This window comes from Bathymodiolus heckerae thiotrophic gill symbiont (genome assembly GCF_900180345.1).
In the GTDB taxonomy this organism is placed as follows: Bacteria; Pseudomonadota; Gammaproteobacteria; order PS1; family Pseudothioglobaceae; genus Thiodubiliella.
Genome location: NZ_FXLV01000037.1, coordinates 1 through 16,198 on the forward strand (window position 1 = coordinate 1; position 16,198 = coordinate 16,198).

General features: G+C 38.6%; 17 protein-coding genes. 13 read left to right on the forward strand and 4 right to left on the reverse strand.

Annotation, left to right across the window (positions count from 1 at the left end):
- Positions 1–3,714, forward strand: a 3,714-nt coding sequence (locus CRYPD_RS05425; protein WP_280178674.1) for a beta strand repeat-containing protein, incomplete at its 5' end; no start/stop codon positions are given.
- A 125-nt stretch (positions 3,715–3,839) separates the two neighbouring features.
- Entirely contained in the window at positions 3,840–3,977 is a 138-nt protein-coding gene (locus CRYPD_RS08035) for a hypothetical protein (protein WP_171004347.1), read from the forward strand.
- A gap of 399 nt (positions 3,978–4,376) precedes the next feature.
- Here CRYPD_RS08035 and CRYPD_RS05430 read toward each other — a convergent pair whose 3' ends face one another.
- Positions 4,377–5,195, reverse strand: coding sequence for a prepilin peptidase (locus tag CRYPD_RS05430; RefSeq protein WP_138146583.1), 819 nt, complete (start codon positions 5,193–5,195; stop codon positions 4,377–4,379).
- Between the two features lie 50 nt (positions 5,196–5,245).
- Here CRYPD_RS05430 and gspL point away from each other — a divergent pair, with 50 nt between their 5' ends.
- Genes gspL through gspN form a run of 3 tightly spaced genes read left to right on the forward strand, consistent with a single transcriptional unit; the run spans position 5,246 to position 7,262 of the window.
- Positions 5,246–6,115 carry a type II secretion system protein GspL gene (gspL, locus tag CRYPD_RS05435; protein WP_138146584.1) on the forward strand — a complete coding sequence of 290 codons (870 nt, stop codon included), beginning with the start codon at positions 5,246–5,248 and terminating at the stop codon, positions 6,113–6,115.
- Entirely contained in the window at positions 6,112–6,555 is a 444-nt protein-coding gene (gene gspM / locus CRYPD_RS05440) for a type II secretion system protein GspM (protein ID WP_138146585.1), read from the forward strand. Before gspL ends, gspM begins: the two co-directional genes overlap by 4 nt.
- Positions 6,552–7,262 (forward strand): type II secretion system protein N, encoded by a 711-nt coding sequence (gene gspN, locus CRYPD_RS05445; RefSeq protein WP_138146586.1) that lies wholly within the window; start codon positions 6,552–6,554, stop codon positions 7,260–7,262. Before gspM ends, gspN begins: the two co-directional genes overlap by 4 nt.
- Positions 7,263–7,267: 5 nt before the next feature.
- On the opposite strand, the gene CRYPD_RS05450 is transcribed toward gspN, so the two are convergent.
- Entirely contained in the window at positions 7,268–7,879 is a 612-nt protein-coding gene (locus CRYPD_RS05450) for a M4 family metallopeptidase (RefSeq protein WP_138146587.1), read from the reverse strand.
- A gap of 4 nt (positions 7,880–7,883) precedes the next feature.
- Here CRYPD_RS05450 and CRYPD_RS08040 point away from each other — a divergent pair, with 4 nt between their 5' ends.
- Complete coding sequence (locus tag CRYPD_RS08040) at positions 7,884–8,033, forward strand: hypothetical protein (RefSeq protein WP_171004348.1); 150 nt, start codon at positions 7,884–7,886, stop codon at positions 8,031–8,033.
- A gap of 105 nt (positions 8,034–8,138) precedes the next feature.
- Here the strand turns inward: CRYPD_RS08040 and CRYPD_RS05455 are convergent, their stop codons facing one another.
- Positions 8,139–8,450 carry a hypothetical protein gene (locus CRYPD_RS05455; protein ID WP_138146588.1) on the reverse strand — a complete coding sequence of 104 codons (312 nt, stop codon included), beginning with the start codon at positions 8,448–8,450 and terminating at the stop codon, positions 8,139–8,141.
- Between CRYPD_RS05455 and CRYPD_RS08045 the strand changes: the two genes are divergently transcribed.
- Complete coding sequence (locus tag CRYPD_RS08045) at positions 8,439–8,588, forward strand: hypothetical protein (protein WP_171004268.1); 150 nt, start codon at positions 8,439–8,441, stop codon at positions 8,586–8,588. The two genes, CRYPD_RS05455 and CRYPD_RS08045, sit on opposite strands and share 12 nt — an antisense overlap.
- Here CRYPD_RS08045 and CRYPD_RS05460 read toward each other — a convergent pair.
- Positions 8,554–8,901 carry a hypothetical protein gene (locus tag CRYPD_RS05460; protein ID WP_138146589.1) on the reverse strand — a complete coding sequence of 116 codons (348 nt, stop codon included), beginning with the start codon at positions 8,899–8,901 and terminating at the stop codon, positions 8,554–8,556. The genes CRYPD_RS08045 and CRYPD_RS05460 overlap by 35 nt on opposite strands.
- 247 nt (positions 8,902–9,148) lie before the next feature.
- Between CRYPD_RS05460 and CRYPD_RS05465 the strand changes: the two genes are divergently transcribed.
- The 6 genes from CRYPD_RS05465 to gspG all read left to right on the forward strand — a co-directional run bounded on the left by CRYPD_RS05465 (position 9,149) and on the right by gspG (position 16,195).
- Positions 9,149–10,051, forward strand: a complete 903-nt coding sequence (locus tag CRYPD_RS05465; protein WP_138146590.1) for a type II secretion system protein N — start codon at positions 9,149–9,151, stop codon at positions 10,049–10,051.
- A gap of 7 nt (positions 10,052–10,058) precedes the next feature.
- The gene (gene gspD, locus CRYPD_RS05470; protein ID WP_138146591.1) at positions 10,059–11,981 is read left to right on the forward strand and encodes a type II secretion system secretin GspD; all 1,923 of its coding nucleotides are present in this window, start codon (positions 10,059–10,061) and stop codon (positions 11,979–11,981) included.
- Positions 11,982–12,013: 32 nt separating this feature from the next.
- Positions 12,014–13,465 (forward strand): GspE/PulE family protein, encoded by a 1,452-nt coding sequence (locus CRYPD_RS05475; RefSeq protein WP_138146592.1) that lies wholly within the window; start codon positions 12,014–12,016, stop codon positions 13,463–13,465.
- A complete protein-coding gene (locus CRYPD_RS05480) occupies positions 13,462–14,670 on the forward strand; it encodes a type II secretion system F family protein (protein ID WP_138146593.1) in 1,209 nt (402 codons plus the stop codon). The genes CRYPD_RS05475 and CRYPD_RS05480 overlap by 4 nt, the downstream gene beginning before the upstream one ends.
- 89 nt (positions 14,671–14,759) lie before the next feature.
- Entirely contained in the window at positions 14,760–15,758 is a 999-nt protein-coding gene (locus tag CRYPD_RS05485; RefSeq protein ID WP_138146594.1) for a retropepsin-like aspartic protease, read from the forward strand.
- 47 nt (positions 15,759–15,805) lie between these two features.
- The gene (gene gspG, locus CRYPD_RS05490; RefSeq protein WP_138146595.1) at positions 15,806–16,195 is read left to right on the forward strand and encodes a type II secretion system major pseudopilin GspG; all 390 of its coding nucleotides are present in this window, start codon (positions 15,806–15,808) and stop codon (positions 16,193–16,195) included.
- The last annotated feature ends 3 nt before the right edge of the window (positions 16,196–16,198 follow it).

Here is a 16,198-nt window from a genome sequence, read left to right on the forward strand (position 1 = left end):
GGTAACGCTTTAACTAACTTTAAAGTTGCTAACCAAGCCTTTACTCATTCAAACATTGTTACCTTAGCGGATCTTAACTATGTCGAGCGTTCTAACAAAATTCGTGTTGAGAAAGTTTTAAACAGCATCGCAGTTACCTTAGGTGAATACAACGCACTTACTGTTGGTGCAACTTGTACTCTGTTTAACGCCTCAGGTGTGGAGATTGCTGGTGCCTCAGGCGTTACAGGCTCTGATGGTAGCGTCAGCCTAGCCAATGTTGTCCTACCTACCGGACTGGTTTACTCATCTTGTAGTGATGGTACTTATACAGACGAAGCCACAGGGCAAGCCACCAATGCACCTAACATTCGTGCAGCTGTTATTTATTCAGGCACAGGCGAGTTAAGCCTGTTTGCCTCTCCAATCTCTGAGATTTCTTTTCGATTGGCTGATACCAATGATGGTGACTTAACCACGATTGCAGCAGTAATTACTACCCAGAATGCACAAACAGCAACGGCGTTTGGTTTGGATGGGGTTGATATAACCAGCATCATTCCAACAGATATTAATACCACCGCTGCTGCGAATGATGCTGCGAATGATGCTGCGGGTAAGTTTGGTGTGGTGCTTGCAGCAATCTCTCAAATGGGTAAAGACTCAGGAGATGACGACTCAGCGGCCACCATTCAAGCGTTAGTAGCTGACATGAGAGCTGGTAACAATATTAATATTGCTCAAGCTATTGACAACTTTGAAAACAACGCTGATGCCCCTGGATCAAAAAATACAGGTTCAGCAGGTTCAGAAATTAAAAGCAGTCTAGCGATTAGTAGAATCTCTAACTATAACGGCTCAGGCACTGCACCAATTCTACAAGACTATACTAATGCTGGTGTGATTCGTGTAACCGATAGCAATTTAGCGACTGTGAATGCACAGGTTGCTACAGCCAGCAGTGATGATTCTGACACCACGGCTAAGATACAAACGATAGTGGATAACAGTATACGAACTATTGCCTTTGATGCCACCAGTTCTAGCGGTTTAGAATCGGTTAGATCTGCTAACTTAGCCTACACGCTAAGTGTTGCTAGTAGTAAAGAAGTAACTGTGGACTACACAGTTACTGGTACAGCAACTGGTACAGAAACTGGATCAGGCACAGACTACACCCTAGTTAATGGCACACTAACCTTAGCTGCAGGTGCTACCACTGGCAATATCACCATTGCCTCTATTATTGATGATGCATTGGACGAGGGCAATGAAACAGTGGTTGTTACTTTGTCTAATCCAAACAATGCCACACTGGGTACTAACGAGGCACACACCTATACTATTACCGATAATGATGCGCTAACTATTGCCTTTGATAACGACAGTTCTAGCGGTTTAGAATCGGTTGGATCTGCTAACTTAGCCTACACGCTAAGTGCTGCTAGTAGTAAAGAAGTAACTGTGGACTACGCAGTTACTGGCACAGCAACTGGATCAGGCACAGACTACACCCTAGCTAATGGCACACTAACCTTGGCTGCGGGCGCTACCACTGGCAATATCACCATTGCCTCTATTATTGCTGATACTATTTATGCATTTGACGAGGGCAATGAAACAGTGATTGTTACTTTGTCTAATCCAAACAATGCCACACTAGGAACTAACACGGTACACACTTATACTATTATTGACAATGAGATTATCATTATCCTTAATCCAACTATTGCCTTTAATGACGCCAGTTCTAGCGGTGCAGAATCGGTTAGATCTGCTAACTTAGCCTACACGCTAAGTTTTGCTAGTAGTAAAGAAGTAACTGTGGACTACGCAGTTACTGGTACAGCAACTGGATCAGGCACAGACTACACCCTAATTAACGGCACACTAACCTTGACTGCAGGTGCTACCACTGGCAATATCACCATTGCCTCTATTATTGATGATGTATTTGACGAGGGCAATGAAACAGTGGTTGTTACTTTGTCTAATCCAAACAATGCCACACTGGGTACTAACAAGGCACACACCTATACTATTACCGATAATGATGCGCCAACTATTGCCTTTAATGACGCCAGTTCTAGCGGTTTAGAATCGGTTAGATCTGCTAACTTAGCCTACACGCTAAGTGCTGCTAGTAGTCGAGAAGTAACTGTGAACTACGCAGTTACTGGCACAGCAACTGGATCAGGCACAGACTACACCCTAATTAATGGCACACTAACCTTGGCTGCGGGTGCTACCACTGGCAATATCACCATTGCCTCTATTATTGATGATGCATTGGACGAGAGCGATGAAACAGTGGTTGTTACTTTGTCTAATCCAGACAATGCCACACTGGGAACTAACACGACACACACCTATACCATTATCAATAATGATGAGCCAACTATTGCCTTTGATAACGACAGTTCTAGCGGTGCAGAATCGACTAACTCTGCTAACTTAGCCTACACGCTAAGTGCTGCTAGTAGTCAAGAAGTAACTGTGGACTACGCAGTTACTGGTACAGCAACTGGATCAGGCACAGACTACACCCTAATTAATGGCACACTAACCTTGACTGCAGGTGCTACCACTGGCAATATCACCATTGCCTCTATTATTGATGATGCATTTGACGAGAGCAATGAAACAGTGGTTGTTACTTTGTCTAATCCAAACAATGCCACACTGGGAACTAACACGGCACACACCTATACTATTACCGATAATGATGTGCCAACTATTGCCTTTAATGACGCCAGTTCTAGCGGTACAGAATCGACTAACTCTGCTAACTTAGCCTACACGCTAAGTACTGCTAGTGTTCGAGAAGTAACTGTGGACTACGCAGTTACTGGTACAGCAACTGGCTCAGGCATAGACTACACCCTCTCTAATGGCACACTAACCTTGGCTGCGGGTGTTACCGCTGGCAATATCACCATTGCCTCTATTATTAATGACTCGGAGCTAGAAGGTGGTGCAGAAACCGTTATTGTAACTTTATCCAATCCAAGCAATGTCACACTGGGTACAAACACAGTGCACACCTATACCATTACCGATAGTGATACGGTTACCTTTGAAGGCAAGACTTATGCATCGGTTAGATCACCCGATACAGGCAAAGTTTGGCTAGATAGAAACCTCGGTGCTACCCAAGTAGCTACCTCTTCTACGGATAGTGCTGCTTATGGTCACTTGTACCAATGGGGACGAAATGATGATGGACATGAATCACGCAGCTCAGCTACGACAGCAACCTTGGCAACCACCATCACTCCGGGAACAAATACTTTTATTACTAATGGCTCTTCGCCATATGATTGGATGAGTGCAGACAGTACGGGTAACAGTAGAACCAATGCTTGGTCAAATGGTGAAGCGAATGACATTTGTCCAGCAGGATTTAGTGTGCCAACGGAAGATGAACTCAGAGCTGATACCAAGGATGCGACTACCACAAAAATTATTAACCAAGCCACTGCCTTCTCTAGTTTCCTCAAGTTGCCAACTGCTGGCTATCGCTTTGCTAGCAGTGGTGGGATCGATCAAGTTGGTTCTGCTGGTGTCTACTGGTCGCGTAATACTAGGGAGTTGAGTTCTTCTTTTTCCATAGATCTTTCTATTCTATTAGATATATCGAAGCCCAACAACGATTTCTTCGTTTCGAAGCTCAACAACGGTTTCTTCGGTGATGTACGTGCTAACGGTAATAGCGTTCGTTGTATCAAGAATTAAGCATAGTACGATACTTTGATTTATTTGCACACTTCTGACCCTTTAGCCTTTCATGGTTTTAGCCTGAAAGGGTTATTTAAAAAAGCAGGATGAGTGATATTGACTGTAAACAGGTAGTTTATTAATTGAATTTTGCTTATTATGATGCACGCAAGCATAAGCGTAATACTCAAAATCAATTAGAGTTTGCACTCAAGGGCATTTCCTTGCTTTGCTCAGGACAGTTTGATTATGGTATTAAATTAATAGCACTGGCTGAGTAGATAATCAATTGAACTTACGATCCTAAGTCTTCAGTGGTGTTTATGGGGTTAATAAGCCTGTTAAGTGCGAAATATTCGCTGCTAACTTTACTGATAGGGTTGCGCATCATCTAATCTATCGGGCAATTTATGTTGGTATTGAGAAAATATTTATTCACGATAGTTACACTTGTCGATAAAATAAAGGCAGTTTGTATGGTATTAAACGAGCGACTAAATTTATTCGCCAAGCAACAGATAGAGACCTTTGTATAAATATGAATAATCATCAAAAATCCACTTTTTACCAACTTGGTAATTTTTTTAAACCCAACCTTAGTCTTGCTAGGACAGAGTTTAAAAAAAATACCAAGTTGGTAAAAATTGAATTCTGCTAATCATCCATATTTATACAAGGTCTTATTTAAAAAAAAACAAAACAATCCAAGCGCCTATTGTTAAAAATGGAGCGAATGGTATGACAGATGAATGGCTTTGTTTTTTAAGTAGAGCAGTGATGGTAAAAAATGCAATGCCTAAAATTGAGGCAATTAAGAGGACATTTGGCAGGATTTGCCAACCACCCCAAGCACCGATTGCACCGAGTAGTTTAAAATCGCCATAACCTAATCCTGCTTTTTTACGCCATAAAAAATGTATTTGATAAATCAACCATAAACATAAATAACCAATAATTACACCTAAAACAGCGTCTGTTAAGGTGGCATAAGTTTGATTAATGTTAAAAATCAGGCCTGCCCACAAAAGAGGGTAGGTGAGTTTATCAGGCAGTAACATAGTTTTAAAATCAATCACGGCAATAGGGATAATTGTCCAAGTGAAAATAATGCCACCAAGCATAGCCCAAGCGTAGCCGTATTGCCAAGCGATAAAAGTACTGAGTAGAGCGGTAATTAGTTCGATTAGTGGGTATTGTGATGGGATGGGTGTGCTGCACTGACGACATTTCCCACCTAAATACAAATAACTAAGAATGGGGATGTTGTCTAATATCGCAATATTATGACGGCATTTTGGGCATTGTGAGCGGGGTGAAGAGAGGTTGAATGCCATTTGATCGGCTGTTTTACCGCATTCTGCCTTCCAAGCATTGTTAAGCATAATGGGCAGACGATAAATTACCACATTAAGAAAACTACCGACCAGCAAGGAGAGAATAAAAATTGTGCCAACTAAGTAAATTTTGTTTGTTGCTAAAAGTTGTAATATGACTTCCATTATTTAAAATCTTTGTATAATTGTTCGTAATTATACAAAAGTCTCATTTAATGAACATTATTTATTACAACGCATTGACAGTATTTGACGAATTGTCATCTGACAGGCATTATTTAATTGCTATTGATGCAAATTTGGCTTCGACGCATCAGGTTGAATTGCCCAAAATGAACCTTACTAAGGCAAAAAAAGCCATTCCTTTTTTGCTGGAAGATGTGTTATTAGACGATATTGAAACATTAGATTTCTTTGTACAAAAAACAACAGATGCACCTAATTTTTATGATGTGATTGTGATAGAAAAGCAGATTATGAAGAGACTTCAGGAAAAAATAGAGCAAGCTCAATTAGAAATTGAGCGCTGTGTGATTGATTTTATGTTGTTGCCTAACGAGCAAGGAAAAATGCATTATCTGGAGGATAAGCAAGGGGTGTTGTTTCGTTTTGGTGAATTCTTGGGTGGTAGAATGGATAAAACCCTGTTTGATGATTTACCGAAAGATAAATATCAGTTAACCAACGCAACAATAGCCGTTAAACACACTCGGAAAATTAATTTGCTGGATGTAGATTGGCTGAAAAATTGGGAGAAATTACTACACCAATGGCGTTTTAGTATTACGATTGTTTTGTCGCTGATGGTGCTGATGCCTATCCAGTTAGCGGTAGATAATTATTATCTAAATCAGCAAATTCAAATGCAACAAAATAACAACCAAAATACTTTTAAAAAGCTGTTTCCTGAAGTTAGGCGTATTGTTGATTTGCCGGTGCAGATTAAACAAAAACTCAATCAGGCGAATAGTTATAAAACTCGATCAGACGATGATTTATTGTCTAAACTTACATTAGAAACCAAACCCAAAGCGATGATTAAGCAACTTAAATTCAATCAAAAAACACTCACATTAACACTATGATTACAAACTGGAATGATTTATCTGATAAAAAAAAGGCAAACTTTTTAGTTTTAGGCGGTATCATATCGTTATTTTTATTGCTTGTGTTGGGCTTGGCTTGGCTGAATAGTGAAAACAATACACTCAATCAGCAGCTGGACAAACAGCGCAACTTATCTCAATCACTGGCAATTCTACAAAACTCTGTGGTTTTTCCGACTTTGTCTACAACAAAAGCCAAAAATATTATTCAAAAAACTTATCGAACAGCGAAACGCAAAAAAATTTACATTGATGGTGACAATCGTATTGTGTTTATGGGGTCAAAAATGCCGTTTTCTAAGTTGTTGGATGGATTAAAAACACTTAAAACTAAATATGGCATTGTGGCTATTCATGCAGATATTAAGCGTAGTAATAGCGGCGTGGTGGATGCAAAAATGACCTTTATACACCCATGAAAAAATATGCTTTATTATTTTTTATTTCGTTTTTTCTCTTTTTGATTGGCAATTTGCCTGCAAACTTGCTTGATTCTTCTGTCCGTCAGCTGAATGTAAATATTGCCACTTTAGAGGGCAGTATTTGGCAGGGACGCACACAGCACAGTAAACTGGGTGTGATTAAATGGGATTTTTTGCCACTGGCGTTGTTGCAGGCAAAATTAAGTTGGCGTATGGATATTGAACAAGAAGTGCAACATAGGCTTGTTTTTGATATTGGTGTTAATATTTTTAAACAATTGCAACTCAGGGATATTGCGGGAACTTTGTCAAGCACAACGCTAAAAATGCTCGCATTATTGCCTGATAATATCGCCAATGCCACTTCGTTTGTCGTACAAATTAACGAACTTAATGCTAGTTGGGATACGGATGATTTGGGTATTAGACCAAATGAGCTGCAAGGGCTTTTGCAAGTTAAAAATCTCAATATATTGGGCGAGCATTTGGGTGATTATCAATTACACATTGACAGTGAAAATCAGCAGTTAAATGGGGTTATCACCGAGCAAGATGCTCAGATTAAAGTGCAGTTAAAGGCAACACTGAGTCCAGCAAACCTACTGAATATTCAAGGCGATATTAACACAAGTAACCAGAATATACGCACATTGCTAGACGGGATTGGTATTAAGGACAAGGTTGTTTTTGATTATCAGCTGTAAAAAAATTACTCATTTGAGTCAAGCACATTGACCGCTTCCCATGCCAGCCTTACTTGCTGCTGCATATTAGTGCCTGTGTTAGTATTGCCAAACTTAGTACTGGCAGCAATCATACCTGCTTTGGCGTTATGAAACCCAGTGCTTGTAGTCCATCGATTTCTATTGGCGTCTAAGGCAATTTTCATAGCGTTATTAGTGCCTATACCAGTAACAGTAATACCATTATGTATGCCACCGACTGATAATAAGTAAAACATTTTGTTGGCGACAGAACTGTTAATATGCACGCCACAATAGTCATTAGCGCAATAATTAGGGGTAGGGCAATTTGTGTTGTCAACTGTGATCCAATTGTTGCCTTTGTAGGTATCTGGATAAGGAATACTATCACCAGCAGTTGGCGTATGAACCTGCCCATCTATCAAAATTTTATAATCTTCATGACCTCTATAGGTTCTACTTTTAATAGAAGGATTTTCCATTGAACGAAAAGGCTTGTCGGCAAACCCTATCAGCCAACTTTTTTCACCTGTGGAATAATGCTGTTCTACGGCAATACCAAGCCAGTTAGAAAATGCTTCATTAATTGCACCTGACTCCTGTGGAGACCTTTGCATAAATATGAATAATCATCAAAAATCCACTTTTCACCCGCTTGGCGATTTTTTAAACCCAGCCTTAGCCCTGCTAGGACAAGGTTTAATAAAATCACCAATCTGGCAAAAATTGAATTTTGCTAATCATCCCTATTTATGCAAAGGTCTCCTTTAACCTCTGAATCTTTGAATTGCCCAGTTTTAACATCACCACCGCCACCGCTACCACAAGCAGACAGCAGTAACATACCAAATATAGCAAAATATTGTAAAGTTTTCATCAGTATTGAATGTCTGTTGTTTTTGATAATATGCTCGGCGGATTGCTATCGCTAATGCGATAAATCGTAGGAATGCCGTTAACTAATAACCGAACTTGCCAAATAACATAAGGCTGAGTCTGTGTAATCATTGGTTTATTAGACAACACCTTGTGCTGTTTTTGGTTGATAAATGTTAGTACTTTATTGGCAGTTAGTTGTGTTTGACCTTGGTTAAGATGGGTATTAATTTTATTTTTCAATGAGGCGGATAACAATTGTTGATAGCCACTAATACTATTAGAGACCTTTGCATAAATATGAATAATCATCAAAAATCCACTTTTCACCCGCTTGGCGATTTTTTAAACCCAGCCTTAGCCCTGCTAGGACAAGGTTTAATAAAATCACCAATCTGGCAAAAATTGAATTTTGCTAATCATCCCTATTTATGCAAAGGTCTCTATTAATTTCTGTTTGATTAAAATGTGCAATAATTTGCGCTTTTTCTATCTCAATTCCCCGATATGCTATATTAAAGCGTAAATGCTGATTGCCAAAGCTGTCTGTACTAGTGCGCTGAAAAAGCAAGGCATTGTTAGCATTGATGCCCAGTTGCGCTCCGTGTTTTAGAATACTTGATTGTGCTTGCTCAAGTGTTGTTAGCCTGTCCATACTATTCACACCCATCATCGTGTCAGCATTGGTGTCAATCTGGAAAAATCCACCCCAAGCATAAGCACTACTTAGGTAACTACATAAAATTAAGGCACGAGTAATCATTGTTTATTAGGTTAATGCGTCAAAGTATCAAGGGTAGTTTATACCTTTGTTTTTTTAAATGATAAATTAAGTTTTAACGGGCTCAGGATTTTGTTAATAATCAACAAACACCTCACGAGCACTGCTAGACCTTTCCAAGGTTTTATAAAATGAAAATGCTTATTAGCCTGTTGCTGGATTGATTCAAACGACATATTGACTATTTGACATGGTTTTTTAACTTATTTTCACTGTAAAATTGCATTTTATGGATTTAAAAACTGAATTAACTGCAAGGTGGATGCAATTTAAGCATTTTAATGCACTTTATCAAGATAAGATTAGAGAGGGTGTGGCAGTGTGTTTGGTGGTTTATTTGGCTTATGTTTGTGCGCAGTTGATGTTGGGTGTATTTGCTAACAGTTCACATAGTCAAACCGTGGCAATGACTAATATTAATACACTCAAGTTAAATACTGAGAATATGAAGGTATATCATAATTTGTTTGGTCAATTTCAGCGTGCGCAACCCCGTGAAAAAAATTATAAAAAGGTGAAGCTTACGCCACTTAATTTGACTTTGGTTGGTACTGTTTTTAAGGCGAAAAATGCATTGGCTATTATTAAAAACGGCAGAGACAAAGCTAAAGTTTATCAACAAGGCGACAAAATTATCTCTGGTGTATTGCTAAAGAATATTGCTAAAAATTATGTGGTAATTGAAAGGAAAGAGAGATTAGAAAAAATACTAATCAAGTTTAATTATATTCGCCCTAATGGACAATCTAAGAGAGAGGTAATTAATTTGGGCAAATTCAAGCGCAAAACAACTTCTGTTAGCAGATTATCGGGTTCGCAAAAGCGCAGGTTGGGTAATTACTTAAAAGAGGTTTCTAGCAATCCAAAGGGGCTGTTTTCACTAATTAGCATTGCACCAAATTTTAGTAATGGTAAACTTACAGGTTTTAAATTAAACTCCAGTAAAGAAAAACAATTGTTTAATAACTTGGGGTTTAAGGAAAATGACACGGTGACTCGCATTAACGATATAATACTTGACAATTTGTCCTCCTCTTTTAAGGTAATTAAATTGTTAAAGCAAACAAAATTTTTTGATATTTACCTTGATCGTCATGGCGAGCAGCATATCATTACCCTTGACCTGAAATAACCCCAATATGAGACAACAAATTAAAATTATTTTACTTTGGCTGTTGCTGTTGCTGGCTTCATCCTCTCAGGCCTTGATGCTTAATTTAAAAAATACCGATATTCGTACACTGATTAATACCGTCTCTCAAGCGACAGGTAAGAATTTTATTATTGACCCTAGAGTCAAGGCTAAAGTCAATGTGGTTAGCAATCAAGATGTTAGCGATGAAAGGCTTTATCATTTTTTCGCCTCTATTTTACAAGTGCATGGCTATGTGATTATTCCAGGCGATGATTTTGACAAAATATTACCCAAAAATGCCACCAAAAACACCTCGCCCACCAAACTTTCTGATGATTTGATTGTTAGTGCAGTGCTTGCGGTGAAAAATGTTGCGGCAAAAGAGTTGATTGCCATTTTGCGTCCATTGGTTTCACAATACGGGTATTTAGCTGCTTATAGCCCCTCTAACAGCATTGTAATGACAGACACGACTGCCAGCATTAAGCGTATTAAAGATATGATTGTCATTTTGGACAAACAAGTGAATGAGGATTATGAGATTATCACCTTAGAACACACAAGCGCACAAGAAATAGCAAATATTGTCAAGTCCTTATTGGCAAAAAAATCTGGCAATGCGTTGGTTATTGGCGTTAATACGCAAACCAATCAAATTATTGTTGGCGGTAATAAAAACAAACGCCTTAAAGCACGCTTTTTAATCAGTGAGCTGGACAAACAACAAGGGGAGTCTGGCGACACTTCCATTATTTATTTAAAACACGCAGATGCAAAAAATATTCTACCTGTATTGCAAGGTATTGCAAAACAAACAAACAACAAAGTGCAAAAAAACAAGGTGTCGATTAATATTCAAGCAGACGAAGCGACCAATGCAATTGTAATAACTGCGCCAGTAGCAATCACCCTGAATATTAAAAAAATTATCAATAAATTAGATGTTGAGCGTGTACAAGTGTTGATTGAGGCGGTGATTGCTGAGATTAGCTCATCAAACACCAACGAGTTAGGCATTCAATGGCTAGCTAAGGGAGGGAAGGGTATTGGATTGATTGATTTTAATGGGCAAATACCTGCTTTATTAAGGTCTGCTAGTTCTGCTGCTATAAAATCTGGTGCTACTTTTTTTGCTGGTTCGGTAAAAAAAGACAGTAGTGGCAAAGTGGCTAATGCATTAGGTTTGGTTATTAATGCACTCAACAGCCTTGGTAATGCTAATATTTTATCCACTCCTTCGATTGTTACTTTAGACAATGAAGAGGCAGAAATTGTTGTTGGTAACGAGGTGCCCTTTATTACCAACACCCAATTAAGTAGCGACAATTCCAACCCATTTCAAAATTACGAACGCAAAAATGTTGGTTTAACTTTAAAGGTTAAACCTCAGGTTAATGGAGGTAATGGTGTTAAATTGAAAATAGAGCAAGAAGTATCCAATGTCTTGCCATCTTCTACTGCGGTTGATTTGATTACTTCAAAAAGAAACATCAAAACCACGGTAATGGTGGAGAACAATAAAATATTAGTACTGGGCGGGATGATTGACACTGTAACACATGAAACGCAGAAAAAAGTCCCCTTGTTAGGCGATATCCCATTTTTAGGAGGGTTGTTTCGTTACAACATTAAAACCAAGGAAAAACGCCATTTACTGGTTTTTATTAGACCAACAATATTGAACAAACACAACGTAAACGATATCAGCCAACAAAAATACAGTTACTTTCAGGCGGAAAAGATATTAGAAAGCATTCAGGTTGATGAATTTGAGTCGCTTTTGCCAAGTTATAGCTCTGCTAGTCAGAAAAAAATACAACCAACAATACAACCAACAATACAATCAAAAATACAACCAAAAATACAACCTGAAGTGCAAGTATCCAAGCCAGATGAATACGATTTCTACGAATATTTTGATGAATAACCATAGCCTTAGCGAGTGGATATATTAATCCAATGGAAAACAATGCGTCATTGCCTTATTTGTTTGCCAAAAAATTTGGCTTGCTGTTAGAGGGCAATACACTCAGTTACGAAATACTGCCTGAAATTTCTACCCTATTAGAAATTAGACGCAAATATGGAGAGTGCCAATTAGAAAAAACTTCCAAAACCTCTTTAATGCAAAGAATGCAAGTACACTACGAACATGGTGCACTGAGTAATTTGCAAGATTTTAGTGATAATGCCGATCAAGATAAAACTCTTGATGACATTGCCATGGAGTTATTTGAGCCAATTGAGTTATTAGATTCTGATGACCAAGCACCCATTATCAGTTTGATTAATGCCTTGTGCGCACAGGCAATCTTACAAGGTGCTTCTGATATTCATATCGAGCCTTATGAGTCCCGTATCCGCATTCGTTTTCGTCTAGATGGTATTTTAAAAGAGGTATTAGAGCCACAACAAAAAATTGCCCCTTTGTTGGTTTCCCGTATTAAAGTGATGGCAAATCTTGATATTTCTGAGCGGCGTTTGCCACAAGATGGCAGAATTGCTCTACAATTAGGTGGACGGGCAGTCGATATTCGTGTCTCTATTATTCCTTCTGGCAAAGGTGAAAAAGTGGTAATGCGTTTATTGGACAAGCAAGTGGGTAGGCTGCAATTAAAGCAGCTGGGCATGGACGACAGTACTTATGACACAATAAACCAACTTATCAACAAGCCGAACGGCATTATGTTGGTTACAGGGCCTACAGGATCTGGAAAAACCACCACGCTTTATGCAGCACTTAGTATGCTTAATAATCAGTCAAGGAATATTACCACCATTGAAGACCCTATTGAGTATCACATTGATGGCATTAACCAAACGCAAATTAACGACAGTATTGATATGTCGTTTGCTAGGGGTTTACGAGCAATTCTGCGTCAAGATCCCGATATTGTGATGATAGGTGAAATTCGCGATCAAGAAACCGCTGAAATCGCTGTGCAAGCCAGTTTAACAGGGCATTTGGTATTTTCTACTCTGCATACTAATAGTGCAAAAGATGCCATTATTCGTTTGAAAGATATGGGAGTAGAGCCGTTTTTATTGGCATCTAGTCTCTCAGGTGTTTTGGCGCAAAGATTGATCCGCACTTTGTGCCCCAAGTGTAAAAAAGAACACACGACAGATAAAAAAGAGCAAGAAAGGCTGGGGCTAAATAGCCCTAGTGTTATTTACACTTCTGATGCTTGTGAGCATTGTCACTACAGTGGTTTTTCAGGCAGAATCGGCTTGTATGAATTACTGGTAGTTGATGAAGGGCTTAGATCAATGATCCACAATGGCGCTAACGAAGATCAGATTAGCAACCACCTTGAGGGAAAAATGCTTACCTTAAAAGACCAAGCTAAAACCCTTGTTTTGCAAGGGCATTGCAGTCTTGATGAAATTATTAGAGTAGTTTCAATATGAGTGTTTTTGAATATCAAGCCATCAACCAAAAACAGCAAAAAATTAGCGGTTTAATTGAAAGTGACCATATTAAGAATGCACGCATTCAGTTAAAAGAACAAGAACTTATCGTTTTAACTATTACCCCCACCAAGCAGCACTCAGCCAAAGCCAAACGCCTGTTTCAAAAGCACCTTAGTATGGCTGATATTGCTATGTTGACCCGTCAACTAGGTTCTTTAATTCAGGCAGCTATTCCGATTGACCAAGCACTGAATACGATTTTACAAAACCAGCACAAAAAACATTTGGTGAAAATCATTAAGCAAACACATTCGCAAATTCTGCAAGGGCAGTCTTTGGCAAAATCACTGAACTCAAATCATGGGCAATTCCCCGATTATTACATTGCCACTATCGAGCTTGGAGAGGCGAGTGCAAAGTTGGGTACTATCTTGGAAGCGTTAGCAATTGATATTGAAAAACAACAACAATTTAGAAGAAAAGTATCTGCCGCTATGATTTACCCAATGGTCGTTTCTGTGATTGCCCTAGTCGTGGTTTATTCATTGTTGGTTTTCATCGTACCACAGATTGCGGCAGTATTTCAAGATTCTGGTCAAGAATTACCTGGTATTACCACTTTTGTGATTAATCTAAATGAGTTTTTAACCGAGCACTCTATTATCATTTTTAGTATTTTACTGCTGTTAATACTCAGTGTGAAATTGTTACTTAAAAACCCAAATATTAAAGAAAAAATGCAAAGACTGCTGGTTAAAATACCTGCTATTGGAAAAGTATTGATAACTACCAACGCCATTCGCTTTGCCCGTACCTTTGCCTTATTGTATGAAAGCGGTGCGCCGGTGATTAGTGCGCTGAATAATTCAGCCATGGCGCTTAACTATTTGCCCATGCGTCAAGCCATACTCAAGGCCAGAGAAAAAGTGCGAGAAGGATCGTCATTATTCTCGGCTTTTAAACAATATCAAGCCTTGCCCCCTGTTACCCTTTATATGTTGGCAAGTGGAGAAACCAGTGGACAGCTTGCAAAAATGCTTAATAAAGCCGCACAAAATCAAGAAAGTGAGATCGATTACTACACCACAAAACTGGTCAATATTTTTGAACCCGTGATGATACTGATTATGGGCGGCGTTGTGCTTTTTATTGTTCTGGCAATGTTGTTACCAATTTTTGAACTTAATCAAATTCCTTTATAATGAGACCTTTGCATAAATATGAATAATCATCAAAAATACACAATTGAATTCTACTAATCATCTATATTTATGCAAAGGTCTTATAATAAATGATTGTACGATTTCTTTTTATTCTTGGTTTGGGTGCTTTAGTTGGCTGGTTCGCTAGTGGATATTGGCACAAAACCACTACCATAGTTGAGAAAATTCAAAAACCAGTGGTGGTTGTTGAAAAAGTATGGGTTGAAACGCCCTGCACTCCAGAACCTGCTCAAACCTCTCAAAAACCTCAAAGTATTCAAAACTCAAAATCCACTAATATAGTTGATATTTATACGCCTAAGGTTTTAATGACGCATAGCGAAGCAGCGATTAGCGAAGGCGATTATGCAACTGCATTAATTCACCTTGAGGACTTACTCGCTCAGGTGCAAGATATTTATCCTCAACAGTTCGTAGAGGCAATATTTGTTAATATCAGCAAGCGATATATTGAGCAATTAGGCGTTAATCAGCCGCAACAGATGATAGATTTTCTAAACAGAGTGATTAATATTTTGCCCGATTATTTAGAATTTCGTTATTTGCTAGCACAGTTGTTTTTAACCCTTGAGGACTATTCGCAAGTACAGCATCAACTTAGTTTTTTGGTGAATAATATTCAATGGAAGGCACAACTTAACCAGTTGCAAGCGCAACTTAATTATGCTCAAATTTTTCAACAGGGTGAGATTGAAATCCCACTAATTAGACGCACCAATGCATGGCATATTAATGTTATGGTTGATAACAATCCTGCCCGACTAATCCTAGATACAGGGGCAAGTATCACCACATTAAGCGAGCATTTAATTGCAGATAATTACCAATCTTTGGGTGCTGTTACTCTTAGTACTGCGAATGGGGTGTTATCAGCATTTAGAGTTAATATTAACAGTTTGTCGGTAGGGATTGTTAACAAGAAAAACTTCCCTATCGTTGTATTGCCTAAGGGGAAGTTACCACACGATATTGATGGTTTGCTGGGGCTAGACTGGTTGTCTCAGTTCAGTTTTGTGATTGACAAAAAAAACGCATTGTTACGCCTCACACCCACTGTTAATTTTTAGTTTTTGGGTATAATGACCAGTCATAATAATCAAGCTACAACAAACCCATGAAAACAAAACAAAAAAACAAACAACAAGGCTTCACTTTAATTGAAATATTGGTAGTCGTGGCTATTATTGGTATTTTGGCAAGCATCATCGTACCTAAGTTAACCAGCAAAGTAGGTTACGCACGCACACAAAAAGCACACCATGATATTAAAACCCTCTCCTCAGTGCTGAGTTTATACAAACTAGACAAATTCAGTTACCCAAGCCAAGGTCTAGAAGCATTGGTTGACGATTATTTGGACAAAGTACCTAAAGACCCTTGGAATAGAGATTATATTTACTTAAACCCAGGTGTACACAACGCCAAATCTTTTGATTTATACACCTACGGCGCTGATGGCGTCTCTGGTGGCACCGAAGAAAACAAAGACATTAACAACTGGTAATAA